25 protein-coding genes are annotated in these 25035 nt (G+C 62.4%); 17 read left to right on the forward strand and 8 right to left on the reverse strand.

Features of this window, described 5'->3' with window-relative positions; genetic code table 11:
* Positions 1-190: 190 nt before the first annotated feature.
* The gene (locus NCT04_RS12680) at positions 191-967 is read right to left on the reverse strand and encodes an enoyl-CoA hydratase (RefSeq protein WP_250465743.1); all 777 of its coding nucleotides are present in this window, start codon (positions 965-967) and stop codon (positions 191-193) included.
* A gap of 139 nt (positions 968-1106) precedes the next feature.
* Between NCT04_RS12680 and paaN the strand changes: the two genes are divergently transcribed.
* From paaN to paaK, 4 genes are all read left to right on the forward strand, one after another.
* Positions 1107-2816 (forward strand): phenylacetic acid degradation protein PaaN, encoded by a 1710-nt coding sequence (gene paaN / locus NCT04_RS12685; RefSeq protein WP_250465745.1) that lies wholly within the window; start codon positions 1107-1109, stop codon positions 2814-2816.
* A 102-nt stretch (positions 2817-2918) separates the two neighbouring features.
* The gene (gene paaG / locus NCT04_RS12690; protein ID WP_250465747.1) at positions 2919-3710 is read left to right on the forward strand and encodes a 2-(1,2-epoxy-1,2-dihydrophenyl)acetyl-CoA isomerase PaaG; all 792 of its coding nucleotides are present in this window, start codon (positions 2919-2921) and stop codon (positions 3708-3710) included.
* 58 nt (positions 3711-3768) lie between these two features.
* Complete coding sequence (gene paaI / locus NCT04_RS12695; RefSeq protein WP_250465788.1) at positions 3769-4155, forward strand: hydroxyphenylacetyl-CoA thioesterase PaaI; 387 nt, start codon at positions 3769-3771, stop codon at positions 4153-4155.
* A gap of 70 nt (positions 4156-4225) precedes the next feature.
* Positions 4226-5524 carry a phenylacetate--CoA ligase PaaK gene (gene paaK / locus NCT04_RS12700; RefSeq protein WP_250465749.1) on the forward strand — a complete coding sequence of 433 codons (1299 nt, stop codon included), beginning with the start codon at positions 4226-4228 and terminating at the stop codon, positions 5522-5524.
* Here paaK and mltA read toward each other — a convergent pair.
* On the reverse strand, positions 5521-6684 hold the full coding sequence (gene mltA / locus NCT04_RS12705) for a murein transglycosylase A (protein WP_284503191.1): 1164 nt from the start codon (positions 6682-6684) through the stop codon (positions 5521-5523). The two genes, paaK and mltA, sit on opposite strands and share 4 nt — an antisense overlap.
* Between mltA and NCT04_RS34865 the strand changes: the two genes are divergently transcribed.
* Positions 6683-6832 carry a hypothetical protein gene (locus NCT04_RS34865; protein ID WP_284503192.1) on the forward strand — a complete coding sequence of 50 codons (150 nt, stop codon included), beginning with the start codon at positions 6683-6685 and terminating at the stop codon, positions 6830-6832. The genes mltA and NCT04_RS34865 overlap by 2 nt on opposite strands.
* Before the next feature lie 20 nt (positions 6833-6852).
* On the opposite strand, the gene apaG is transcribed toward NCT04_RS34865, so the two are convergent.
* Positions 6853-7227 (reverse strand): Co2+/Mg2+ efflux facilitator ApaG/CorD, encoded by a 375-nt coding sequence (apaG, locus tag NCT04_RS12710; protein WP_244826321.1) that lies wholly within the window; start codon positions 7225-7227, stop codon positions 6853-6855.
* 295 nt (positions 7228-7522) lie between these two features.
* Between apaG and rpe the strand changes: the two genes are divergently transcribed.
* The 8 genes from rpe to NCT04_RS12750 all read left to right on the forward strand — a co-directional run bounded on the left by rpe (position 7523) and on the right by NCT04_RS12750 (position 14710).
* Complete coding sequence (rpe, locus tag NCT04_RS12715; RefSeq protein WP_244826322.1) at positions 7523-8212, forward strand: ribulose-phosphate 3-epimerase; 690 nt, start codon at positions 7523-7525, stop codon at positions 8210-8212.
* The gene (locus NCT04_RS12720; protein WP_244826323.1) at positions 8209-8949 is read left to right on the forward strand and encodes a phosphoglycolate phosphatase; all 741 of its coding nucleotides are present in this window, start codon (positions 8209-8211) and stop codon (positions 8947-8949) included. Before rpe ends, NCT04_RS12720 begins: the two co-directional genes overlap by 4 nt.
* A 385-nt stretch (positions 8950-9334) precedes the next feature.
* On the forward strand, positions 9335-10831 hold the full coding sequence (trpE, locus tag NCT04_RS12725) for an anthranilate synthase component I (protein ID WP_250465751.1): 1497 nt from the start codon (positions 9335-9337) through the stop codon (positions 10829-10831).
* 12 nt (positions 10832-10843) lie between these two features.
* Entirely contained in the window at positions 10844-11428 is a 585-nt protein-coding gene (locus tag NCT04_RS12730; RefSeq protein WP_244826325.1) for an aminodeoxychorismate/anthranilate synthase component II, read from the forward strand.
* Between the two features lie 5 nt (positions 11429-11433).
* Positions 11434-12465, forward strand: coding sequence for an anthranilate phosphoribosyltransferase (gene trpD / locus NCT04_RS12735; protein WP_244826326.1), 1032 nt, complete (start codon positions 11434-11436; stop codon positions 12463-12465).
* 11 nt (positions 12466-12476) lie between these two features.
* Positions 12477-13262 (forward strand): indole-3-glycerol phosphate synthase TrpC, encoded by a 786-nt coding sequence (gene trpC, locus NCT04_RS12740; protein ID WP_250465752.1) that lies wholly within the window; start codon positions 12477-12479, stop codon positions 13260-13262.
* A 21-nt stretch (positions 13263-13283) separates the two neighbouring features.
* Positions 13284-13937 (forward strand): CYTH domain-containing protein, encoded by a 654-nt coding sequence (locus NCT04_RS12745; RefSeq protein WP_250465754.1) that lies wholly within the window; start codon positions 13284-13286, stop codon positions 13935-13937.
* The gene (locus tag NCT04_RS12750) at positions 13934-14710 is read left to right on the forward strand and encodes a uracil-DNA glycosylase (protein ID WP_250465756.1); all 777 of its coding nucleotides are present in this window, start codon (positions 13934-13936) and stop codon (positions 14708-14710) included. The genes NCT04_RS12745 and NCT04_RS12750 overlap by 4 nt, the downstream gene beginning before the upstream one ends.
* A gap of 93 nt (positions 14711-14803) precedes the next feature.
* Here NCT04_RS12750 and NCT04_RS12755 read toward each other — a convergent pair whose 3' ends face one another.
* The 4 genes from NCT04_RS12755 to NCT04_RS12770 all read right to left on the reverse strand — a co-directional run bounded on the left by NCT04_RS12755 (position 14804) and on the right by NCT04_RS12770 (position 19390).
* On the reverse strand, positions 14804-15400 hold the full coding sequence (locus NCT04_RS12755) for an FMN-dependent NADH-azoreductase (protein WP_250465758.1): 597 nt from the start codon (positions 15398-15400) through the stop codon (positions 14804-14806).
* Between the two features lie 139 nt (positions 15401-15539).
* Positions 15540-17357, reverse strand: coding sequence for a M61 family metallopeptidase (locus NCT04_RS12760; RefSeq protein WP_250465759.1), 1818 nt, complete (start codon positions 17355-17357; stop codon positions 15540-15542).
* Positions 17358-17455: 98 nt separating this feature from the next.
* On the reverse strand, positions 17456-18187 hold the full coding sequence (locus NCT04_RS12765) for a DsbC family protein (protein WP_244826332.1): 732 nt from the start codon (positions 18185-18187) through the stop codon (positions 17456-17458).
* Between the two features lie 30 nt (positions 18188-18217).
* Complete coding sequence (locus tag NCT04_RS12770) at positions 18218-19390, reverse strand: UbiH/UbiF family hydroxylase (protein ID WP_244826333.1); 1173 nt, start codon at positions 19388-19390, stop codon at positions 18218-18220.
* 240 nt (positions 19391-19630) lie between these two features.
* On the opposite strand from NCT04_RS12770, the gene ychF reads away from it, so the two are divergent.
* From ychF to NCT04_RS12790, 4 genes are all read left to right on the forward strand, one after another.
* Positions 19631-20725, forward strand: a complete 1095-nt coding sequence (gene ychF / locus NCT04_RS12775; RefSeq protein WP_244826334.1) for a redox-regulated ATPase YchF — start codon at positions 19631-19633, stop codon at positions 20723-20725.
* 121 nt (positions 20726-20846) lie between these two features.
* Positions 20847-21170: a DUF3761 domain-containing protein gene (locus NCT04_RS12780; protein ID WP_250465761.1), complete on the forward strand. Its 324-nt coding sequence runs from the start codon at positions 20847-20849 to the stop codon at positions 21168-21170.
* A 178-nt stretch (positions 21171-21348) separates the two neighbouring features.
* Positions 21349-23016 (forward strand): energy-dependent translational throttle protein EttA, encoded by a 1668-nt coding sequence (ettA, locus tag NCT04_RS12785; protein WP_250465762.1) that lies wholly within the window; start codon positions 21349-21351, stop codon positions 23014-23016.
* 242 nt (positions 23017-23258) lie between these two features.
* Complete coding sequence (locus NCT04_RS12790) at positions 23259-24383, forward strand: DUF748 domain-containing protein (protein WP_250465764.1); 1125 nt, start codon at positions 23259-23261, stop codon at positions 24381-24383.
* A 3-nt stretch (positions 24384-24386) separates the two neighbouring features.
* On the opposite strand, the gene NCT04_RS12795 is transcribed toward NCT04_RS12790, so the two are convergent.
* Positions 24387-25010 (reverse strand): HAD family hydrolase, encoded by a 624-nt coding sequence (locus NCT04_RS12795; protein WP_244826338.1) that lies wholly within the window; start codon positions 25008-25010, stop codon positions 24387-24389.
* Between the last annotated feature and the right edge of the window lie 25 nt (positions 25011-25035).

Raw genomic sequence — 25035 nt, forward strand, 5'->3', positions numbered from 1 at the left:
TCGTTTCAGTTACTGTCAACAAGAATTTGAAGCTTTCTTTTCTTGCCCACCGCGCTTCGGAGCGAATACCACCTTTGCCCGCCTCGCCTACTGAAACCACCTCCCGCTTCCTTCGCGTTCATCGAATCGCGAAGGAACGGAATTCTAGTGGGCGCCGGCGAGAATCGCAAGCCCTTTGCGTAGAAGAAACTCAACGGTGTTTGAAGACGGGCTTGCGCTTCTCGACGAACGCGGCCATGCCTTCCTTTTGATCTTCCGTCGCGAAGAGCGAATGGAACAGGCGACGTTCGAAATGAACGCCTTCCGCCAATGTTGTTTCGTAGGCGCGATTGACCGCCTCTTTCGCCATCATGACCGCTGGCAGCGAGAAAGAAGCGATGATCGTCGCGGCCTCGACGGCCTCATCGATCAGACGCTCCGCACCGACGACGCGCGACACCAAACCCGCCCGCTCCGCCTCGCTCGCGTCCATCATGCGCGCGGTCAGGCACATGTCCATCGCTTTTGACTTCGATACCGCGCGCGTCAGCCGCTGCGTGCCGCCCGCACCCGGGATGACGCCGAGCTTGATTTCCGGCTGGCCGAACTTCGCGGTATCCGCGGCGATGATGATGTCGCACATCATGGCGAGTTCGCAGCCGCCGCCCAGCGCGAAGCCGCCGACCGCCGCGATGATCGGCTTGCGAATCGAGCGGATGGTTTCCCAATTGCGCGTGATGTAGTCGCCCTTGTAGGCGTCCATATAGGAATAGCCGGCCATCATTCCGATGTCCGCGCCCGCTGCGAACGCCTTCTCGCTGCCGGTAACGACGATCGCGCCGATATCCTCGTCGGCGTCGAATGCCTTCAACGCCGCGCCCAACTCATCCATCAGCGCGTCGTTCAGCGCGTTGAGCGCCTTCGGCCGATTGAGCGTGATCAGTCCAACCCGCCCGCGCGTCTCCACCAACAGATTCTCGTAAGCCATGCACTCCTCCTTTCGATCCTCAGGTAAGCCCTAATGAAATCACTTGCTTCGCGCTATCTCGATAATGCTAACATTACCAACCAACCGGTCGGTTAATTATTCGATCCGCCGCCATCCGCCGTTCTTACTGCTCGCGACCATGACACATCCGCTCTTTACGAAACATGAGGCGACGCTCGACCAAGCGCTTGCCGCCATCGAGACACGCGGCTATTGGAGCCCGTTCGCCGAAATGCCGAGCCCCAAAGTGTACGGGGAAACGGCAGCTGCGGATGGCGAAGCCGCGTTCAAGGCGCATCTCGGCAAGACGTTCGAGCTCGACCAGCCCTCGACGGGAGAGACGGTCGGTGACGAACGATCGCCGTTCGGCATCGGGCTTGGCATCAAGTATCCCAAGTCTGATCCCGACGCGCTCATTCGGGCCGCTTCCGAAGCGCAATCTGCGTGGCGCGCCGCTGGACCGAAAGCGTGGGTCGGCGTGAGTCTCGAGATTCTTTCGCGACTGAACCGCGCGAGCTTCGAAATTGCGCAAAGCGTGATGCATACGACCGGTCAGGCATTCATGATGGCCTTTCAGGCGGGTGGCCCGCACGCGCAGGATCGCGGGCTCGAAGCCGTGGTCTATGCGTGGGACCAAATGCGCCGAATCCCTTCCGAAGCGCATTGGGAAAAGCCACAAGGCAAGAATCCGCCGCTCGCGATGCAAAAGCGCTTCACCATCGTTCCGCGCGGCACGGGCCTCGTGCTTGGCTGCTGCACGTTCCCGACGTGGAACGGTTACCCCGGACTGTTCGCCGATCTCGCGACCGGCAACGCGGTCATCGTCAAACCGCATCCGGGTGCGATCTTGCCGCTTGCAATCACTGTTCGCATCGCGCGCGAAGTACTGCGGGATGCGGGCTTCGATCCGAATGTCGTCACGCTGCTCGCCACCGCTCCGAATGACGGCCCGCTCGTACAAGAACTCGCCGTGCGGCCCGAAATCAAGCTGATCGACTTCACGGGCAGCACGCAGAACGGCACCTGGCTCGAACGCAACGCGCATCAGGCGCAGGTCTATACGGAAAAAGCGGGCGTCAATCAGATCGTCATCGATTCCGTGGACGATCTGAAGGCAGCGGCACGGAACATTGCGTTTTCGCTCGCGCTCTATTCCGGCCAGATGTGCACGGCGCCTCAAAACATCTACGTGCCGCGTGAGGGTATCCGCACGGCTGACGGACACGTGAGCTTCGACGATGTTGCGAAAGCGCTCGCCGTTTCCGTCGAAAAACTGACCTCCGACCCGGCGCGCGCCGTCGAACTGACCGGCGCGATTCAAAACGATGGCGTCGTCAATCGCGTAGCCCAAGCACGCGAACTCGGCGCGGTTCTCCTCGATAGCCAGACGCTCGCGCACCCGGCCTTTCCCGAAGCGCGAGTGCATACGCCCCTCATGCTCAAACTCGACGCGCGCGCCGATGAAGCTAGCTTCACCAAGGAATGGTTCGGCCCGATCTCCTTCGTCGTGGCGACGGACTCGACCGCGCAGTCGCTGGAACTTGCCGGCTCGATCGCGCGAGAACACGGCGCGCTGACCTTCGCCGTGTACAGCACGGACGACGCAGTGATCGAAGCGGCCTATGACGCAGCCATTCGCGGCGGCGTCGCCCTGTCCATCAATCTGACGGGCGGCGTTTTCGTCAATCAGACTGCGGCGTACTCGGACTTCCATGGCACGGGCGCGAATCCCGCGGCCAACGCTGCGCTGTCCGACGCGGCTTACGTCGCCAATCGCTTTCGTGTCGTGCAAAGCAGAGTCCATGTTGCGCCGAAGGCCGCGACTGCGGAAGCTAGCCAAACGGCATAGGCAAAAGCGACGGTGCAAAAGGCCTATGCCATTCGGCCGAATGGCAAGGGCTCGGACGCACGGCTAGTATCGATTCGAACGATTGGTGATTGAGGAGACGCCATGTCCGGGAAGTCCGTCCTGTTTCATATCGATGCAACGACGCGCGTCGCAACGGTGACGCTCAATCGTCCCGACAAGCTGAACAGCTTTACCCGCGAGATGCATATCGAGCTGAACGACGCGTTGAACGAAGTCGAAGCGAGCAACGCGCGCGCGGTCATCATCACCGGCGCGGGACGCGGCTTTTGCGCGGGTCAGGATCTGGCCGATCTCGACTTCACGCAAGGCGCCACGCCCGATCTCGGCGAGCTGATCGAGGCACACTTCAACCCGCTCGTGCGACGTCTTCAGGCAATGCCATTGCCGATCATCGCCGCTGTCAACGGCACGGCCGCCGGCGCCGGCGCGAATCTGGCGATGGCGTGCGATCTGGTCATTGCCGTGCGCTCGGCCAGCTTTATCCAGGCGTTCGTGAAGATCGGTCTCGTGCCCGACTCAGGTGGAACGTGGCTTCTGCCACGACGTGTCGGCGAAGCGCGCGCGCTCGGGCTCGCGCTGACGGGTGAGAAGCTCGGCGCGGAAAAAGCGCAAGCGTGGGGCATCGTTTGGCGCGTGGTGGAAGACGCCGACTTGACCGACGCCGCGACGCAACTGGCCGCACAACTCGCGCAGCAGCCCACGAAGGCGATAGCGGCGATCAAGCAGGCGCTTCGCGCGAGCGCCAACAACACGTTCGATCAGCAACTCGACCTCGAACGCGATGTTCAACGCGAGTTGGGCGCGTCCCACGACTTCATGGAAGGCGTCGCCGCGTTCAAGGAAAAGCGCGCACCGCGCTTCGAAGGTCTGTGAGAGCCGCAAGGAGAAACCCGTGACGCCTCAACAACTGGCGGAAGCGACCGCCAAGGCAATGTATGAAGCAGACGCCTGCACGCGCTCGCTCGGCATTGATCTCGTCGAAATCAGGCCTGGCTATGCGCGGCTGCAGATGAACGTGCGCCCCGACTTCCTGAACGGCCACGCGATCTGTCATGGCGGCTTGATGTTCACGCTTGCCGATTCCGCATTCGCCTTTGCATGCAATTCGTACAACCTCAGCACGGTCGCGGCGGGCTGTACGATCGAATTTCTGCGTCCGGTTCAAGGCGGCGATCGACTGACCGCCGAAGCGATCGAGCAGACTTTGAGCGGCCGCGCCGGCATCTACGATATTCGCCTGACCAACCGCGAAGGCGAAACGGTCGCGATGTTTCGCGGCAAGTCCGCGCAGATCCGCGGCAACGTCATACCAGTCTGACTGGACCGACCCGAGCAGGCGGACGCGCCAAACATGGCCCCGCTGCATGGCGAGCATGAAGGAGACAACGATGACCACGACGCTGCCGCTCGAGCCCATAGAACAGGCGAGCCGCGACGAACTTCTGGCGCTGCAACTCGACCGTCTGAAATGGACGCTCAAGCACGCCTATGAGAACTCGCCGGTGTATCGGCGCAAGTTCGATGCAGCCCACGTACACCCGGAGGACGTGCAGTCGCTCGCCGATCTCGCCCGCTTCCCGTTCACGACGAAAAAAGATCTACGTGACAGTTATCCGTTCGGCATGTTCGCCGTGCCGCAAGAGCGAATTTCGCGAATCCACGCTTCGTCCGGCACGACCGGGAAGCCGACTGTTGTGGGTTACACGGCGTCCGATATCGACATCTGGGCGAATCTCGTGGCGCGCTCGATCCGCGCAGCCGGCGCGCGACGCGGCGATAAGGTCCACGTGAGCTACGGCTACGGTCTCTTCACGGGCGGCCTCGGCGCGCACTACGGCGCCGAACGCGCGGGACTCACGGTAATTCCCTTCGGCGGCGGTCAGACCGAGAAGCAAGTGCAACTGATACAGGACTTTCGTCCGGACATCATCATGGTGACGCCGAGCTACATGCTCTCCATCGCGGATGAACTCGAGCGGCAAGGCGTCGATCCGGCGAGTTGCTCGCTGCGTCTCGGCATCTTCGGGGCGGAGCCGTGGACGAACGACATGCGTCGCGCGATCGAGGCGCGCATGGGTATCGACGCGGTCGACATCTACGGGCTTTCGGAAGTGATGGGGCCAGGCGTGGCTTCGGAGTGCGCGGAAACCAAGGACGGCCCGACGATCTGGGAAGACCATTTTTATCCCGAGATCATCGACCCGGAAACGGGCGAAGTGTTACCGGATGGCGAATTCGGCGAACTCGTCTTCACCTCGTTGACGAAAGAAGCGCTGCCGATCATCCGCTATCGCACGCGCGATCTCACACGGCTTTTGCCGGGCACCGCGCGCACGATGCGCCGCATGGAAAAGATCACCGGCCGCTCGGACGACATGATGATCGTGCGCGGCGTCAACGTGTTCCCCACGCAGATAGAAGAGTTGCTGCTCAAGCGCCCCGTGCTCGCGCCGCACTACCAGATCGTACTGACGAAGGAAGGTCCGCTCGACGTCCTGACGCTGAACGTCGAGCCTTGCCCCGAATCCGCGCCCGATATCGTCGCGCTCGACGGCGCCAGGGACGCGCTCACTTACGACATCAAGGCGCTGATCGGCGTCAGCGCTATCGTGAATGTGCTCGCGGTGAACGGCATCGAGCGTTCGGTGGGCAAGGCGCGACGCGTCGTCGACAAACGCGCCCGCTAGGAATTCGGCAGCAAGAGCCACATCCGGCCGCCCTGCTTCATGCGGCCGGCAAGATCGCCGGCATCGTCGCCCAGGCCCCAGAAGTAGTCGGCGCGCACGCCGCCCTTGATTGCGCTGCCGGTGTCTTGAGCGAAGACGAGGCGGTTCATCGGCTGATTGCTGAGCGGGCGCGTGGTCTGGAGGAACACTGGCGTGCCGAGCGGGATCGCGGACGGATCCACGGCGATCGAACGTTCGGGCGTCAGCGGCACCCCCAAGGCGCCAACCGGGCCGTCGCCGAGACTCGCGGACACCACGTCGGCCGACGGCATCTCGCGGAAAAACACGAAGCGCGGATTCACGTCGAGGAGCGCATCGACGCGCGCGGGGTTCGCCTTCGCCCACGCCTTGATGCCCTGCATGGTCGCCTGCACCGGCGTGATTTCGCCGCGATCGAGCAACTCCTTGCCGATCGACCGATACGGCTGGTTGTTCGTGCCGCCGAAGCCAACGCGCATCACGCTTCCGTCTTCCATGACGACGCGTCCCGAACCCTGAACCTGCAGGAAGAACGCTTCGATCGGGTCGTCGACCCAGACGAGTTCGTTGCCAGTCAACGCGCCCGAACGTTCGAGCTGCGCGCGCGCAGGCAACGCCGAGCCTTGCTTATAGCGATACGGCCATCGATAAAGCGCGTACTGATAGATGCCGTGCCGCGTACGCGCGCCGCGCAACAACGGCTCGTAGTAGCCGGTTACGAGGCCGTCGAGCGTGCCGTCGGTATTCGCGAGCTGATAAGGCGTGAAGTAGCTCTCGAAGAAGCTGCGCGCCGCCGACATGTCCAGATCGTCGAGCTGCTGTGCCGCCGCGCATGCTCGCTGCCACGGCGCCTGACGCGCGAGACGGCTGCAGTTCTGACGCAGCGCGGCCGTCGCGCCGATGAGTGAATCGTCCTGCCAGCCCGGCACTTGCTGCCAGCTCACCGGCGAAAGACGCGAAGCCGCGCGCTGTCCCGTGATGATCGGCACGCCAGTCGGTGCATTCGCGCCTGGCTTCGTATAAGAGCCGCCTCCGCACGAGGCGACGAGGACCGCGGTTGCAATCGATGCGGCCAGCGCCGCCACGCGCGCGGCTGACCGCGTGAAACGCATACAATGCTCGTTCTTGATGGGAACCGCCATGTCTGATCTGTTCGACGAATATCCAATGCTGGTTTTCGGGCTCGAGGCGCTGGTTGCGCTCGGCTTGCTGATTTTTATCGTCGTGTGGACGAATTCGGGCAAGAAGAAACACCAGAACCGCCAAAACGACGCTGCGAAGCGCCGCTGATTGCCACTAAAACTCCGCGTTCAATGCAGGGTGCGCGGCATGTGCAGCGCGAACTCCGCGACCGGCGCTTCGAAGCGCTCGCCATCTTCCGCCACGCAAAAATAGGAGCCGCGCATCGTGCCCACGGGCGTCGCGATGACGGCCCAGCTCGTATATTCGAAACGCTCGCCCGGCGGCAGAAGCGGCTGATGCCCGACCACGCCGAGCCCTTTTACTTCCTGCACGTGATCGTCGCTATCGGTGATGATCCAGTGACGCGAGATCAGTTGAGCGGTGACCTGACCCGTGTTACGGATCGTCAACGTGTAGGCGAACGCGTATTGACGGTTGTCGGGATCTGACTGGTCCGGCAGGTAGCGCGTCTCGACCGCGACGCTGAATTCGTACTGGCTCATCGTTGTTCCAATTCTATTCGTCGCTGCGCCGCCATTTAGCGCGCAGGTGCCTCATTGTTTCATCGCTTTGCTTCCACTGGTCAAGCATTCTGCTTTATGCAATTCACACTCGCAATACGAATCGCGTGCTCGAGTCAAATCCAAAACTCGCGCCATTTCATTCCGAGTAGCACGTATTAGGCCGTTCAGCCGGGTAACGTGCTGAAAAAACGCGGGTTAGAATCGGTGTTCCAGACATCGAGCCTTAATCCGGCAATGCTTTCGCCGGACGCGGGCCAACTCACTCCACACGTCCATGAAGCAATTCCATATCGCTCCTAGCATCCTGTCCGCCGACTTCTCGCGCCTTGGCGAAGAAGTCCGTAACGTCGTCGCGGCCGGCGCCGACTGGGTTCACTTCGACGTGATGGACAACCATTATGTGCCGAACCTGACGATCGGCCCGGTGGTGTGCGAGGCGCTTCGCCCGCATGTGGACGTGCCCATCGACGTGCATTTGATGGTGCGCCCGGTCGACCGTATCGTGCCGGACTTTGCAAAAGCCGGAGCTAATCAGATCAGTTTCCATCCGGAAGGTTCGGATCATATCGACCGGACCTTGTCGCTCATTCGCGATCACGGCTGCAAGGCGGGCCTCGTGTTCAATCCGGCCACGCCGCTCATTTATCTGGATCACGTGATGGACAAGGTCGATCTCGTGCTCATCATGTCGGTGAACCCCGGCTTTGGCGGACAGTCGTTCATTCCTGAAGCGTTGAACAAGATTCGCGAAGCGCGCACGCGTATCGACGCTTACCGCGAGCGAACGGGCCGCGATATTCATCTCGAAGTGGATGGCGGCGTGAAGGTGGAGAACATCGGCGAGATCGCGGCGGCGGGCGCGGACAGCTTCGTCGCGGGCTCGGCCATCTTCGGCAAGCACGACTACAAGCAAGTAATCGACGCCATGCGCGCCGAACTTGCCAAAGTGGGGAACGCGCAGTGAGCGAACTCACCACCTTTTCGATACGACCCGCGCGACCGATCCGTGCGGCCATCATCGATCTCGACGGCACCATGGTCGATACCGCCGACGACTTCGTCGCCGCGATCAACGGCATGCTCGTGCGCATCGGTCTGGAACAGCAGCCGGTCGCGCGCGATGAAGTCGTGGGTTACGTCGGCAAGGGCTCGGAGAATCTGATCCGCAGCGTGCTCGCCGTGCGCCTGCCGCGCACCGAAGCCGCCGCGCAATTCGACGACGCCCTCGCTATCTATCAAAGCGAATACGCGAAGATCAACGGCCAGTACTCGGCACTCTTTCCCGAAGTGAAGGAAGGTCTGGAAGCCATGCGCGAACTCGGCATTGCGCTCGCGTGTGTGACCAACAAGCCGCATCGGTTTGCGGTGGAGTTGCTGGCGCACTTCGGCATTGCCGAGTATTTCAAGGTCATTCTTGGCGGCGATTCGGTCGCGCAGAAGAAACCCGATCCGCTTCCCATGCTCACCGCGTGCGAGCGGCTCGACGTGCTGCCGCGCGAAACCGTAGCGGTCGGCGACTCCGAAAACGACGCTCTCGCGGGCCGCGCCGCGGGCATGGCGACGCTCACCGTCCCCTACGGCTACAACCACGGGAAAGATGTGCAATCGGTGAAATCCGATGGTATAGTTTCCACGCTGCGCGCCGCCGCAATGGCCATTTCCACTACGCTGGCGCCGCCCAATACCACACTGACTGAATAGTCCATCTCATGTTTCTCAACAGAAAACGGAGTCTGAGCAGCATCGACCGGGGAGCCTGGCCCTGGCGTCGCTGGTCGCGCTAACCTCGCCTGAGGTACGCTGAAGCCATCATGTTCGAGCACGCTTCAGCATCCGTTTTTTGTTTCGCTGCGTATTCCCGCGCCGTTTCCTTTGACTTGTCGCACCGCTTGCTTCGGAACCATTCCGGCGCAACGCACGATAACCGCGTCGTTCTTCAAGACGTCTCTCCTTGCGAGAAACGCCCGCGAAAACGCGTGTCGTCGCGCACCGTTCGACAGCATGGACAACCGGCCGATCGCAGTGCCCCGCTTGTCCCGATGCCGCGCTCAATCAAAAGAATGCGCGGCACGCAAAGGATCGCAACATGACCGAACTCGAATTCCAATCGCTGGCGAACGAAGGCTATAACCGCATTCCGCTCATCGCAGAAGCGCTCGCCGATCTCGAAACGCCCCTGTCGCTTTATCTCAAGCTCGCGCAGTCCGAGCGCAATGGCGCCAACTCGTTCCTGCTGGAATCCGTCGTGGGCGGCGAGCGCTTCGGGCGCTATTCGTTCATCGGCCTGCCGGCGCGCACGGTGGTGCGCGTACAGAACGGCGTGTCGCAAGTCGTGACCGACGGCAACGTCACCGAGACCGATGAAGGCGATCCGCTCGCGTTCATCGAACGCTTCCAGAAGCGTTTCAAGGTTGCCATGCGTCCTGGTTTGCCGCGCTTCTGCGGCGGCCTGGCAGGCTACTTCGGTTACGACGCGGTGCGCTATATCGAGAAAAAGCTCGCGCATACGGCGCCGCACGACGATCTCGGCCTGCCGGACATTCAGCTGCTGCTGACCGAGGAAGTCGCGGTCATCGACAACCTCGCGGGCAAGCTCTACCTGATCGTCTATGCCGATCCCACCAAGGCCGAGGCGTATGCCAAGGCGAAGCATCGGCTGCGCGAACTGCGGGCGCGTCTGCGTGCTACCGTCCAGCCGCCCGTGACGTCGGCGAGTGTGCGCACCGAAACGTTCCGCGAGTTCGCTAAAGAGGATTATCTGAACGCCGTGCGACGCGCGAAGGAATACATCGCGGCGGGCGAACTAATGCAGGTGCAAGTCGGCCAGCGGCTCGTCAAGCCGTTCCGCGACAACCCGCTCTCGCTGTATCGCGCGCTGCGTTCGCTCAATCCGTCGCCGTACATGTACTACTACAACTTTGGCGGCGACGTTCACGTGGTCGGCGCATCGCCGGAAATTCTCGTGCGTCAGGAACAGCGCGCGGGCGAGCGCATCGTGACCATACGTCCGCTTGCCGGCACGCGACCGCGCGGCAACACGCCCGAGCGCGACGCCGAACTCGCCACCGAACTGCTGAACGATCCGAAGGAAGTCGCCGAGCACGTGATGCTGATCGACCTCGCGCGCAACGACGTGGGCCGTATTGCGCAGACCGGCTCGGTTTCGGTGACGGACAAGATGATCATCGAAAAGTATTCGCACGTTCAGCACATCGTGAGTTCGGTCGAAGGCACGTTGAAGCCCGGCATGAGCAACTTCGACGTATTGCGCGCGACCTTTCCCGCCGGCACGCTTTCCGGCGCGCCGAAAGTGCGCGCGATGGAATTGATCGACGAACTCGAACCCGTGAAGCGCGGCTTGTATGGCGGCGCGGTCGGTTATTTGTCGTTCAGCGGCGAAATGGATCTGGCGATTGCCATTCGCACCGGCCTCATTCACAAGGGCAATCTCTATGTGCAGGCAGCGGCGGGTGTCGTTGCCGACTCGGTGCCCGAGTCCGAATGGCAAGAGACGGAGAACAAGGCGCGCGCCGTGTTGCGTGCCGCCGAGCAAGTGCAAGATGGCCTCGACAGCGACTTCTGAGGAGAAAAGACCATGCTGCTGATGATCGACAACTACGACTCGTTCACCTATAACCTGGTCCAGTACTTCGGCGAACTCGGCGAGGACGTGCAGACGTTTCGCAACGACGAAATCTCGCTCGATGAAATCGCCAAGCTCAATCCTGCACGCATCTGCCTGTCGCCGGGACCAAGCAATCCGCAGCACGCGGGCATCACGCTCGACGTACTGCGCGAGTTCTCCGGCAAGCTGCCCATTCTCGGCGTGTGCCTCGGCCATCAGGCCATTGGCGAAGCGTTCGGCGGACGCGTGGTGCGCGCGCAGACCATCATGCACGGCAAGGTGAGCGCGATCGAAACCGACTGTAAAGGCGTGTTCTCCGACCTGCCAAAACACTTCAACGTCACGCGCTATCACTCGCTGGCGATTGAACGCGAGTCTTTGCCCGACTGTCTCGAAGTGTCCGCATGGACGCCTGATGGTGAAATCATGGGCGTGCGCCACCGGGAACTCGAAGTGGAAGGTGTGCAGTTCCATCCGGAATCCATTCTTTCCGAGCATGGTCACGCGCTGCTCGAAAACTTCGTGAAAAACACGGCATCGGGAAAGCGAGCGTGACTGCCATGACGATCACCGCACAAGAAGCGCTGCAACGCACGATCGAGCATCGCGAAATCTTTCACGACGAAATGCTGCATCTCATGCGCACCATCATGCGCGGCGAGATGTCGCCGGTGATGGCCGCTGCGATCATCACCGGCTTGCGCGTGAAGAAGGAAACCATCGGCGAGATCGCGGCCGCCGCGACTGTCATGCGCGAGTTCGCCAATCACGTCGAGGTGGCGGACAACTCCCATTTCGTCGATATCGTCGGCACGGGCGGCGACGGCTCGCACACTTTCAACATTTCCACGGCATCGATGTTCGTTTCCGCCGCCGCCGGCGCTAAGGTCGCGAAGCACGGCAATCGCGGCGTGTCGAGCAAGTCGGGCAGCGCGGACGTACTCGAAGCACTCGGCGTGAATATCGATCTAACGCCGGAACAAGTCGCCGCCTCGATTGCCGAAACCGGCATGGGCTTCATGTTCGCGCCGAACCATCATCCGGCAATGAAGAACATCGCGCCCGTGCGCCGCGAACTCGGCGTGCGGACCATCTTCAATATTCTCGGGCCGCTGACCAACCCGGCGGGCGCGCCGAATCAGCTGCAGGGCGTGTTCCATGAAGACCTCGTCGGCATCCAGGTTCGTGTGATGCAGCGGCTCGGCGCAAACCACGTGCTTGTCGTGTACGGCAAGGACGGGATGGACGAAGTGTCGCTCGGCGCCGCGACCAAGGTCGGCGAATTGAAGAACGGCGAAGTGAACGAGTACGAGATTCATCCCGAAGACTTCGGTCTTCAAATGGTCTCGAACCGCTCGCTGAAAGTGCAGGACGCGCAGGAATCGAAAACCATGCTGCTCGGCGCGCTGAACAACAAGGCGGGTGTGGCGCGCGAGATCGTCACGCTGAACGCGGGCGCGGCGCTCTACGCGGCCGACATCGTCGATTCGATCGCCGAGGGCATGGCCGCCGCGCGCGAAGCCATCGCCAGCGGCGCGGCGCGCGAAAAGGTCGAAGCTCTCGTGCGCTTCACGCAGCAATTCACCAAATAACGGACATCACCATGAGCGACATTCTGGATCGCATCATCGCGGTGAAGCGCGAGGAAATTCGCGCCGCCGAACAAAGCGCGCCGCTCGAAGAACTCAGGCTCGAAGCGAGCGCGCGCGACTTGCGCGATTTCGTCGGCGCGCTGCGTGCGAAGCATGCTGAAGGCCGGGCCGCGGTCATTGCGGAAGTGAAGAAGGCGAGCCCTTCCAAAGGCGTGCTGCGCGAGCACTTCGTGCCGGGCGAAATTGCACGCTCCTACGAGCAAGGCGGCGCCGCGTGCCTTTCCGTGCTCACCGACGTGCAGTTCTTCAAAGGCAGCGTCGCGTATCTCGAAGAAGCGCGCGCCGCGTGCAGCCTGCCGGTGCTGCGCAAAGACTTTATCGTCGACCCTTATCAGATCATGGAAGCGCGCGCGATGGGCGCCGACTGCATTCTGCTGATAGCCGCCGCGCTCGAACTTTCGCAGATGCAAGATCTCGAAGCCTATGCACATTCGCTCGGACTCGCGGTGCTGGTCGAAGTGCACGACGCCGACGAACTGCGAGACGGGCTCACGCTGAAAACGCCGCTCATCGGCATCAACAATCGCAATCTGCGCACGTTCCAGACAACTATCGATACGACCATCGGCATGCTCGAAGCGGTGCCGGACGACCGCATCGTGGTGACGGAATCGGGCATTCTCTCGCGCCACGACGTGGACCGGCTGCGAGCGATGCACGTGCATACGTTCCTCGTCGGCGAAGCGTTCATGCGCGCCGACGATCCGGGCACGGAACTCGCGCGAATGTTCTTCTGACTCTAAAGACGGGACCGAATTTTGGGCATCGAACAGGAAATCAAGCTCGCGCTGCCGCCTTCGCAGCACGACGACGTGGCGCGCTTTTTCGACGAGCGCACCGGTGCGGGCAAGCCGATGGAACTGGCGAACGTCTATTTCGACACGCCGGATTGCGCGCTCGCCAAGGCGAAGTCCGCATTGCGCCTGCGCCGCACGCCCGACCAGTGGCTTCAGACGTACAAGGTGCTGGGCGAATCGAAAGCCGGCTTGAGCCGTCGTCACGAATGGGAGATGCCGGTGGCGGGCGAATCGCTTGAAATCGATGCGCTCCTCGTTTCCTGCGAAGACGAAGCGGCCCGCAAGGCGTTGCAGGACGCCGCGCCGAATCTGATCGCCCTGTTTCGCACGGACTTCCGGCGCATCGTGTGGGACATCGAGCGTGAAGGCTCGCAGATCGAAGTCGCGCTCGACGCCGGCAAGATCACGGCGGACGTGGATGGCGAAAACCATCACGCGGAAATCAGCGAGCTGGAACTCGAAATCAAGTCCGGCGACGCCCAAGCGCTCTCCACGCTCGCCGCCGAATTGCGCGGCGCGTTTCCCGAACTCGACCCGGAAGATTTGAGCAAGGCGGAGCGAGGTTATCGGCTGCGCGAGCGTCCGGAAAGCGCGGTAGACGACGCCGAAGCATGAACCAGCAGCCTTCTCTTTTCGACGAGCCTCGCACGCACGCTAGCGGCTTCATCACGCTCGAAAGCCAGTTCGAAGCGCTGCCCGCTGAATGGCGGCGGCATCTAAAAGCATTTATCGACAGTCCGCGCTATGCGTCGTTGTGCGCTTTCGTGGATGCCGAGCGCGCCGCCGGCAAGACCGTTTATCCCGCCGATGTTTTCCGCGCATTGCGCCTCACCAGTCCTGGCGAGGTCAAAGTGGTGATTCTCGGTCAGGACCCTTATCACGGTGAAGACAAAGGCGCGCCGCAAGCGCACGGGCTTGCGTTCTCCGTGCCCGCTCCCGTGCGCCCGCCGCCTTCGTTGCGCAACATCTTCAAGGAAATCGCCGCGAGTCTGGATATCGTCGCGCCTGCTCACGGCTGCCTCGATTCGTGGGCGAAACAAGGCGTGCTCTTGCTCAACACGTCGCTGACCGTCGAGCGCGATAAAGCGGGAAGCCATGCCAAGCGCGGCTGGGAACAGTGCACGGACACGCTGATCCACGAAATTGCCGAGCGCCACGATGGCGTCGTGTTCATGTTGTGGGGCGCGCACGCTCAGGCAAAACGCGCGCTGATCGACGGCACGGGAAAGGCGCATTGCGTGCTGGAAGCGCCGCATCCGTCGCCGTTGTCGGCGCATCGCGGGTTTCTGGGGTGCGGGCATTTCGTCGCCGCGAACGAATATCTGAAGCGGCATGGGCGCGAGCCGATCGACTGGCGCTTGCCCGCCGAGGCACAGTTGCTCGCCTGAACATCCGCATCAATGCAACGCAATGCAATGCAAAGAGCCCGCCGCGGTCCGAAGACCGGGCGGGCTCTTTTACTTCGGCGTCGAGCTTAAGCCTTACAGCGCCGCGATCGAATCGCGTGCCGAAGCGAGCGCTGCACTCGCGGCCTCCGGCCCCATCGCCAAGCCTTCGGCGTAGATGAAGTTCACGTCCGTCATGCCGAGGAAGCCCAAGAACGTCTTGAGATACGGCGTTTGCGAGTCGTTCGGCGTGCCTGCGTACTTGCCGCCACGCGCCGACACCACGAACACCTTCTTGCCCTTCACCAAGCCTTCGGGGCCGGTCGCGGTGTAGCGGAACGTGATTCCGGCCCGCGCGATCCAGTCGAAATAAGCCTTCAGTTGCGACGACACGCCGAAGTTATACAGCGGCGCCGCGATCACCACGATGTCGGCCGCTTGCAGTTCGTCGATCAGCGCTTCGCTCTTCGCGTTGATGGCGACTTGTTCCGGCGTGCGTTGTTCGGCGGGCGTGAAGAACGCGCCGAGCGTGGCGTCGTCGAGGTGCGTGAGCTGGTCGGCGAGCAGATTGCGGACGACCACGTTCGCGCCCGGATTGCTTTGTTGCAGCTTCGCGGTGAGTTCGTCGGCGAGCAGCGTCGATTGAGCGCCTTGCGAGCGGGCTGCGGAGTTGATCTGGAGAATCGTCGTCATGATGGCTTCCTTGATGGAGGAGCGGGAGCCGTCGGCGCCCGCGTTGGAAGCATTCTTCGTTGTTCGGCGTTCCGGAAAAAGCCGTCCGGCCGTGAAGGATCGTTGCACCAGTAGGACAATCCCCGGTGGGCGCAGCCTTTCAGCCCTTCAGCCAGCGCTCGCGCCATTGTTTCGACGGTCCGCGCCCGTCGATAGCCGTCAGCACGTAACGCGACACTTCGGGGCCGTCGAGCTTCACTTCGGTACGACGCAGTTCGTCGCGGCGAAACGCGTGTACTTCGACCTTCGCACCCGGCAGATAACGCGACAACAGCGCCTCCAGATTCGATCCCGTCACACGCAAACCATCGATGGCCACGAGAACATCGCCCGCCGAAAGCCCCGCCTTCTGTGCGGCGCTGCCGTCGTGCACGACCGCCAGCGTGCAATCCGCGCTGCCCCGCACGCGCACGCCGAGCGACGGCTTGCCGGCCGTGCCGCTCGTCGGCAGATCGGGCGCGAGTGCTATGCCGAACGGCTCGAGGAGCGCGTCGAGCGGCAAGTCGCGCGTGCCGCGCACGCCGTCGCGGAAGAGCGAGCGCAGATCCGCGCCGGTGGCCTCGGCGAAGAGCGCTTCCACTTCGTCCTCGCGGATGCCCCGTGCCTTGCCGAGATAGAAGTCGCGTCCGTAGCGCTGCCACAAGAGACGCATGACATCGTCGAGCGACTTACGGTTGTCCGTCTGCGCGCGGATCGACAAATCGAACGCGAGCGCGACGAGCGAACCCTTCTGGTAGTAACTGACGATGGCGTTCGATGCGTTCTCGTCGGCGCGGTAGTACTTCACCCATGCGTCGAACGAACTCTGCGCCACCGACTGCTTGAGCCGCCCGCTTCCGCGCAACACGCCGCCGATGGTCTTGCCGAGCATCGAGAAGTAATCGCTCGCGGAAATAAGGCCGGTGCGCACGAGGATCAGGTCGTCGTAATACGACGTGAAGCCCTCGAAGAGCCACAAAAGCGACGTGTAATTTTCCTGCGACAGATCGTACGGCGCGAACGCCGCCGGCTTGATGCGCTTTACGTTCCACGTATGGAAGTATTCGTGGCTGCAAAGGCCAAGATACGTGCGATAACCTTCGCTGACTTCGGGTCGGCCAAGCACCGGCAAGTCGCCGCGATTGCAGATCAGCGCCGTGGATGCGCGATGTTCCAGCCCGCCGTAACCATCGCTGACGGCGACCGTCATGAACACGTAGCGATCCACCGGCGCTTTCTTCGTGCGCGGTTCGAAGAGCGCGATCTGCGCTTCGCACACGCGTTTGAGGTCCGCCGCGAGCCGGTTCATGTCGAGCCCGATCACGCGTCCGGAGATCACGATGTCGTGCTTCACGCCATGCGCGGTGAAGCCGCCGAGCGCGAATTCGCCGATCGTCACCGGATGATCGACGAGTTCGTCGTAATTCGCGGCCTCGTACGCGCCGAAACCATGGCGCTTCGTGCCACGCGCTTCGGCAAGCGCCGTGGCGACGCGCCAGTTGCGCAGCGCTCCGCCCTGCGGCGCTTGAATATCGATGATACACGGCGCAGCCGACTGCCCCTCCACCGCGAGAAACACGCTCGTGCCGTTGAAGAAGCCGACGCTGTCATCCAGATGCGCGGCGCGTACCGACATGTCCCACGCGTACACCTCGTAACGCAGCGTGATGGGGCCATCCGCCGGCGCGGCTTGCCACGCGTGCTTGTCGATTTTTTCGATACCGATCTTGCGCCCTGCCGCGTTGAACGCCTGCAACGTGACGATATTGCGTGCGAATTCGCGAATCATGTAGCTGCCCGGAATCCACACCGGCAGCATGAAGCGTTGTCCCGCCGGGTCCGGCGCGGCGACCGTGAGCGTGACTTCGAAGATATGCGCGGCCGGATTCTTCGGAACGATGCTGTAGCGCACCGGTCGATCGAGCGTAGTCGTTGCCATGTCGTGTCCTTTGTTCTTGTTGTGGGCGCGCGGTCGGTGCGCCTTTGAAACCAAAAGAGGCGCCTCTCATGCGCCTCTCGTCGTGGGTTCGGGCCGCCTCAATGCGCGGTCGAAAGTTCCTTCTCCAGCCGGTCGGCGGGAACGGCGCCTGGCAAACGGCGGCCGTCCGCGAGGAACACGGTCGGCGTGCCGCTCACGTTCATCGTGTGACCGAGCTTCAGGTTCTTGTCGATGGCGGTGGTGTCGCACGAGGCGGCCGTGGTCGGCGCCTTGCGGTCCAGCATCCAGCCTTCCCAGCTCATCGCGCGATCTTTCGAGCACCAGATCGACTTCGACTTCGCGGTCGAATCCGGCGAGAGCACGGGATACAGGAACGTGTACACGGTGACGTTATCGATGGACTTCAAGGTCGATTCGAGTTGCTTGCAATACGGGCAATTCGGGTCCGAGAACACCGCGATCTTGCGGCTGCCGTTGCCCTTCACCACTTTCACCGCGTTCTCGAAAGGCAGCTTCGCGAAGTCGATCTTGTTGGTCTCGGAGAGCCGCGCTTCCGTGAGATTCTTGCTGCTGCGCGTATCGACGAGATCGCCGATCAGCACGTAGTTGCCGGTGGCGTCGGTATAGACGATCTGCGAGCCGAGGTTCACTTCATAGAGCCCTGGAATGGGCGTCTTGTCGACACTCTTGATGTTCGCGTCGCCCATGCGCGATTCGAGCGTGGACTTGATCTTGTCGGTGGTCTGGTCGGCCTGCGCCGTACAGCCGAGACCAAGTGTCACGGCGAGTGCCGCGGCCGCTGCGAGTGCCGTTCGAAGTGTGCGTTTCATGTTCTTTTCCTGTATGTGCCTGGCGTGTCTTTAACCGAGCGCGGCCGAAACCAGCCAGCGCTTGACGAGTGGCTGCGCGCCCACGAGCGCCATGCCGGTATTGCGAACCGCGCGCGCAAGCGTGCCCGGCACCGAGAAAAGCCGTTGCAAGCCGTCTGTCGCCAACATGAGTTTTTGTATGTCTTCGCGGCGCGCGCGTTCGTAGCGGCGCAGCAAAATGGGATCGCCAAGATTGCGAAAACCTTCTTTATTGGCGATGACATCCGCGAGCGCGGCGACATCGCGCAAACCGAGGTTCATGCCTTGCCCGGCTAGCGGATGAATCAGATGCGCGGCGTCGCCGATAAGCGCGACACGTGGCGCGATCAGCTTGTCGACCGTTTGCAACGCGAGCGGGAAGCCTTGCGCTGGCGTCACGCATTCGAGCGTGCCGAGCATGTTTTGCGTGGCCTGTTCGACTTGTGCCGCGAGTTGCGCGGGATCGAGCGCGAGGAGTTCGTCGGCGTGTTCGGTGCGCGCGGACCAGACGAGTGAGACGTGATCGCCCGGCAGCGGCAGCAGCGCGATGATTTCCGAGTCGCGGAACCATTGGTAGGCGGTTTCGCCGTGTGGCCGCTCCGCCTTGAAATTCGCGACCACGCCCGTTTGCCGATAATCGCGCCGGTCGACCTTCGCGCCCATTTGCGCGCGCACCCAAGAATGCGCGCCATCCGCGCCGACGATCAGATCCGCTTCGAGCGTCTCGCCGCTTGCAAGCGTGACGTGCGCGGCATCGTCCTCGACCGTCATGCCCTGCGCGCGCGATTCGAACCACGACAGACTCGGCTGGAAGCGCAGCGCGGCGTCGAGCGACTGTTCGATCAGATTCGACTCGACGATCCACGCGAGCTGCGGCACCGAGGCCTGGAACGCGGAGAAGTGCAGTTCCGCGTGCGTGTCGCCGAACACGCGCATGTCGAAGACGGGCCCGAGCCGCGTGCGATCGAGCGCTTGCCAGACGCGCAGCCGTTCGAGCAGCGTCTGCGAACTCGACGAGAGCGCGTAGATGCGCGAATCGAACGCGGCGCCCGCGGGCAAGGCGGCAGCTTGCGGCGCGAGCAACGCGGTGCGCAAGCCGGATTGCGCGAGCGCGAGCGCAGCGGTCTTGCCGACGAGCCCGCCGCCGACGACAACTGCATGAAAGGTCAGGGGATGCGAAGTCATCTGGCCATTATAGCCGTGAGGATTGCAGCGTATTTGGCGCCTGCGCGGCGCTGCGGCGGGCCGTCGCGGAAGGCGGCGCGAAACGCCGCTGCCCGGCGCGGCGGTACAATGGCGGTTTGCCTGGCCGCTCGACGCGGCCGTTGCGCTGGCGGGCGTTTTTGCCAATTCAGCCTTTGCCCGGCGCGCGACTTTTGACGAAACCCGCGCGGCCTGCGCCGTCTCACCAGTTCGAAGGATTCCATGAGCCTCCAATGCGGCATCGTCGGCTTGCCTAACGTCGGCAAGTCCACTCTATTCAATGCTTTGACCAAGGCGGGTATTGCCGCCGAGAACTATCCGTTCTGCACCATCGAGCCGAATGTCGGCGTGGTCGAAGTGCCGGACGCGCGCCTCACCGCGCTCGCCGAAATCGTGAAGCCCGAGCGTATCCTGCCGGCCGTCGTCGAGTTCGTGGATATCGCGGGTCTCGTCGCGGGCGCGTCGAAGGGCGAAGGTCTCGGCAATCAGTTCCTCGCGAACATCCGCGAGACGGATGCGATCACGCACGTCGTGCGCTGCTTCGACGACGAGAACGTGATCCACGTCGCGGGCAAGATCGATCCGCTGGACGATATCGGCGTCATCAACACGGAACTCGCGCTTGCGGATCTGTCGACGGTCGAAAAGGCGCTCACGCGCTATTCGAAGGCGGCGAAGTCGGGCAACGACAAGGAAGCGGGCAAGCTCGTCGCCGTGCTCGAAAAAGTGCGCGCGCAGCTCGACGAGGCCAAGCCGGTGCGTGCGCTTTCGTTGAACGAAGACGAGCAGGCGCTCATCAAGCCGTTTTGCCTCATCACGGCGAAGCCGACCATGTATGTGGCGAACGTGAAGGACGACGGCTTCGAGAACAACCCGTATCTCGACGCCGTTCGCAAGCATGCGGACGCGGAGAACGCGCCGGTCGTCGCGGTGTGCGCGGCAATCGAAGCGGAAATCGCCGATCTGGACGACGCGGACAAGCAGGACTTCCTCGCCGACATGGGCATGGACGAGCCGGGTTTGAACCGCGTGATCCGGGCGGGTTTCAAGTTGCTTGGCTTGCAGACGTACTTCACGGCTGGCGTGAAGGAAGTGCGCGCGTGGACCATTCATATCGGCGATACGGCGCCTCAGGCCGCTGGCGCCATCCATACCGATTTCGAGCGCGGCTTCATTCGCGCGCAGACCATCGCGTTCGATGACTACGTCGCGTTCAAGGGCGAGCAAGGCGCAAAGGAAGCCGGGAAGATGCGGGCCGAAGGCAAGGAATACGTCGTGCACGACGGGGACGTGATGAACTTCCTGTTCAACGTTTGAGCGCCGTCAAGCGTCAAGAATCGTCAAATCGTCTTGCATGAAAAAGCGGAGTGCCCGATAAACGGGGCTCCGCTTTTTTCATGAGCGGTACCCGATAAAAATAAAGGGAGACAAAAAGAAGATGAAAGGACCCGCGTTTCTGCGTTCGCTCGCTCTCACGTGTTGCATTGCATTGTCCGCGAGCGTCATCCCTTGCACACCGGCGCACGCGTACGCGACCAGCGCGAACGCGAACAACTTCAACCCGCAACCTGACGAAAACGACCTCGACAGACATGGCCATTACGTCAACCGCGACGGCAACGTAATCCATGCGCCCTCTCGCTCGCGTTCGGGCGCGGTACCCGAAGGCGCGACCGCGCAGTGCCGCGACGGCTCGTACAGCTTCAGCCGCCACCACGGCGGAACGTGTTCGCGGCATGGCGGCGTGGCGCGCTGGCAATAGCCTGAGCACGCCCGAAGTACAATGACATTCGATCCCGCGCGGCACACGCGCCGGGAAGCGCGTCATCCCGCGCCGACGATTCGCGTCGAATGCCGATAACGCGGCGTGCGCGTCCCGCACGCAGCCGCCCGCGCCCGGCGTTCGCACTCTTCACCACACCATTACAGACAACATCGACATGGCCCAATACGTCTTCACCATGAACCGCGTCGGCAAGATCGTCCCGCCGAAGCGTCAGATCCTGAAAGACATCTCACTCTCGTTCTTCCCCGGCGCGAAGATCGGTCTGCTCGGTCTCAACGGTTCGGGCAAGTCCACACTCATCCGGATCATGGCGGGCGTCGATAAGGACATCGAAGGCGACGCCACGCCGATGCCCAATCTGAACATCGGCTATTTGCCGCAGGAACCGCAACTCGATCCGCAACAAACCGTGCGTCAGGCAGTCGAAGAAGGTCTCGGCGATGTCTTCCAGGCAACCAAGATGCTCGACGAAATCTACGCCGCTTACGCCGAGCCCGACGCCGACTTCGACAAGCTCGCCGCCGAGCAGGCGAAGTACGAAGCCATCCTCGCGACGAGCGACGGCGGCAGCCCCGAGCAGCAACTCGAAGTCGCCGCCGATGCGCTGCGCCTGCCCGCGTGGGACGCGACCATCGAACATCTTTCGGGCGGCGAAAAGCGCCGCGTCGCGCTGTGCAAGCTCCTGCTGCAAAAGCCCGACATGCTCCTGCTCGACGAACCGACCAACCACCTCGACGCCGAATCCGTCGAATGGCTCGAACAGTTCTTGACGCGCTATCCGGGCACCGTCGTCGCGGTCACGCACGATCGCTACTTCCTCGACAACGCCGCCGAATGGATTCTCGAACTCGACCGCGGTCACGGCATTCCATGGAAGGGCAACTACAGCAGCTGGCTCGACCAGAAGGAAGAGCGCCTGAAGCAGGAAGAATCGAGCGAATCCGCCCGCCAGAAAGCCATCAAGAAGGAACTGGAATGGGTGCGCCAAAATCCGAAGGGACGTCAGGCGAAGTCCAAGGCGCGCATCGCACGCTTCGAGGAACTCAACAGCCAGGAATATCAGAAGCGCAACGAGACGCAGGAAATCTTCATTCCCGTGGGCGATCGTCTCGGCAATGAAGTCATCGAGTTTAAGAATGTCAGCAAGGCGTATGGCGACCGGCTGCTGATCGACAACCTCAGCATGAAGATTCCGGCGGGCGCGATCGTCGGTATCATCGGGCCGAACGGCGCGGGCAAGTCCACGCTGTTCCGCATGCTGACCGGCAAGGAGCAGCCGGATTCCGGCGAGATCGTGCAAGGGCCGACGGTCAGGCTCGCCTATGTCGATCAAAGCCGCGACGCGCTTGGCGCCGACAAGACCGTGTTCGAGGAAATCTCCGGCGGCGCGGATGTGCTCACGGTTGGCAAGTACGAAACGCCGTCGCGCGCGTATATCGGCCGCTTCAACTTCAAGGGCAGCGATCAGCAGAAGCTCGTCGGCAATCTGTCGGGCGGCGAACGCGGACGTCTGCATCTGGCGAAAACGCTGATCGCGGGCGGCAACGTCTTGCTGCTCGACGAACCGTCCAACGACCTCGACGTCGAAACGCTCCGCGCGCTCGAAGACGCGTTACTCGAATTCGCCGGCTCGGTCATGGTGATCTCGCACGATCGCTGGTTCCTGGACCGTATCGCCACGCACATCATCGCGTTCGAAGGCGACTCGCACGTCGAGTTCTTCGACGGCAACTATCAGGAATACGAGGCCGACAAGCGCAAGCGGCTCGGCGAAGAAGCCGCGCGGCCGAAGCGTCTGCGCTACAAGCCGATCACGCGCTGACCCTTTGCGTGAACGGATGAGACGAGGAACGCGCGCGCCTATGCGCGCGCGCGCACCGACATCGGACACGAATGCGGCGACTGTCTGAGGCACGTCGCCGCCAGTCTTCACGGCGTCTTTGCGACACGCTAGCGGCGCGACAGAGGCTGAAAAGTACGCGCTCACTTAAAAAAACGATGCACGCGAAATGGCTTACCGCCGAGTGAGCCTCAGGCAGAACCAGTATTCGGGAGACATTGCAGATGGCGCGATCGAAAGCGCAACGGGGAGCGCTTTGGGCAGTCGGAATCGTCGTGGCGATCATCGTCGTGGCGGTTGGCGGGTGGCTCTTCGTCGCGCATCAGATGAAGGAGCGCATTCTCGAAACGCTCGGGCCGAACGGCTCGGCCGAAGAAATCGATGTCGGCTTCGGCCACGTCACACTGTCGCGCGTGCGTCTGCGCGGCCCGCAGGACTGGCCCGCGAGCGACGCCATGCGCGCCGAGCGCATCGTGCTCGACATCGACATGCACGAAGCGCTGCGAAACCGCGTGCATCTGCATGGCGTGAGCGTGGACAACTACTATTTGTCGATCGTGCGTTCCGCCGATGGCCGCGTGCAGATTCTGCCCGGTCTCAAGGAAACCGCGCGCGTCGCCGACGCCAAGCCCGACGCGAAGGAAGACGCGCGCGCGCAGGAAGAGAAGCTCATCGATCGCGTGTCGTTCGAACGCGGCTCGATGGAGTTCTTCGATTCATCGGTGCAAAAGCCGCCGTATCGCGTGTTGATCAGCGATTCGCGTGCGACCATCGACCATCTGCATCTCCCCGCGCTCACCGACCGCACCAATCTGTCGATGTCCGGTTCGATCAAGGGTCCGTCGCATACGGGAACGGTTTCGTGGGGCGGCTGGATGGTCATCGCCAACAAGGATTCGCAGACGCGCGCCGTGCTGAGCGGCGTGGATATCGCGTCGCTCGACCCTTATCTGCTGAAAAAGGCCGGCGCGCGTGCGGCGGTGACGGGCGGGACCATCGACCTCACCGTGGACGCGAACATCCACGATTACCGCATTCACGCGCCCGGCACGCTCACGCTGAATCACTTGCAGATCAGCGACACCGGCAACGGACTCGACACCTTCCTCTCCATTCCGACGAAAGCCGCTGTCGCCGCGCTGAAAGACCGCAAGGATCAGATCAAGCTCGACTTCGTGCTCGACGGCGATCTGCGCGATCCGAAGTTTTCGCTGCAGGAAAGTCTGTCGAAGAAACTCGCCGCCGGTTTTGCGAAGGCGCTCGGTGTGAGCGTCGAAGGCGTGGCCAAAGGCACGGGCGATACCGTGCGCGGTATTGGCAACGCGCTCAAGAGTCTGCTCGGTCAGTAAGCGTCAGATAGGCACGGCGAGCGCGCGCAGCTTCGTTTCGGTTTCCATCGCGCCCGTGTAGTGGATGCCGTGCCAGCCGAGATCCGTCGCGGCCTGCGCGTTCTTCGCGTTGTCGTCGATGAAGACGAGTTCGTGCGGCTGAATGCCCGGCAGATGCTTTTCGATCTCCGCGCGCATCAGCGCGAAAATCTGCGGGTCGGGCTTGACGATTCCCACGCGCCCCGAAACGATGATCTCGCGAAACCGCCGCAACACGTCGAAGCGTTCCCACGCATACGGGAACGTTTCCGCCGACCAGTTCGTCAGGCCAAATAGCGGCACGCCTTCCGCGTCCAGCCGGTCGACGAGCGCCACGCCCTCTTCCAGCACGCCCGACACCATCTCGTGCCAGCGCGCATAGAACGCGCGAATCAGCGCTTCGTGATCGGGATAGCGCGCGATCAGTTCGGCGGTGCCTTCTTCTATGGTCTGCCCGCCGTCCTGCTGCACGACCCAATCCATCTTGCAGACGTTGTCGAGAAACCAGCGGCGCTCGGTTTCGTCCGGAATCAGTTGCCGGTACAAATACTCGCGATCCCAGTCGATCAACACGCCGCCGAAGTCGAATACGACTGCCTTGATGGTCATGGTTTTGCTGCTCCTTCTTGTTTCG

Origin of the sequence: Caballeronia sp. GAFFF2, from assembly GCF_023631485.1 — a bacterium.
In the GTDB taxonomy this organism is placed as follows: Bacteria; Pseudomonadota; Gammaproteobacteria; order Burkholderiales; family Burkholderiaceae; genus Caballeronia.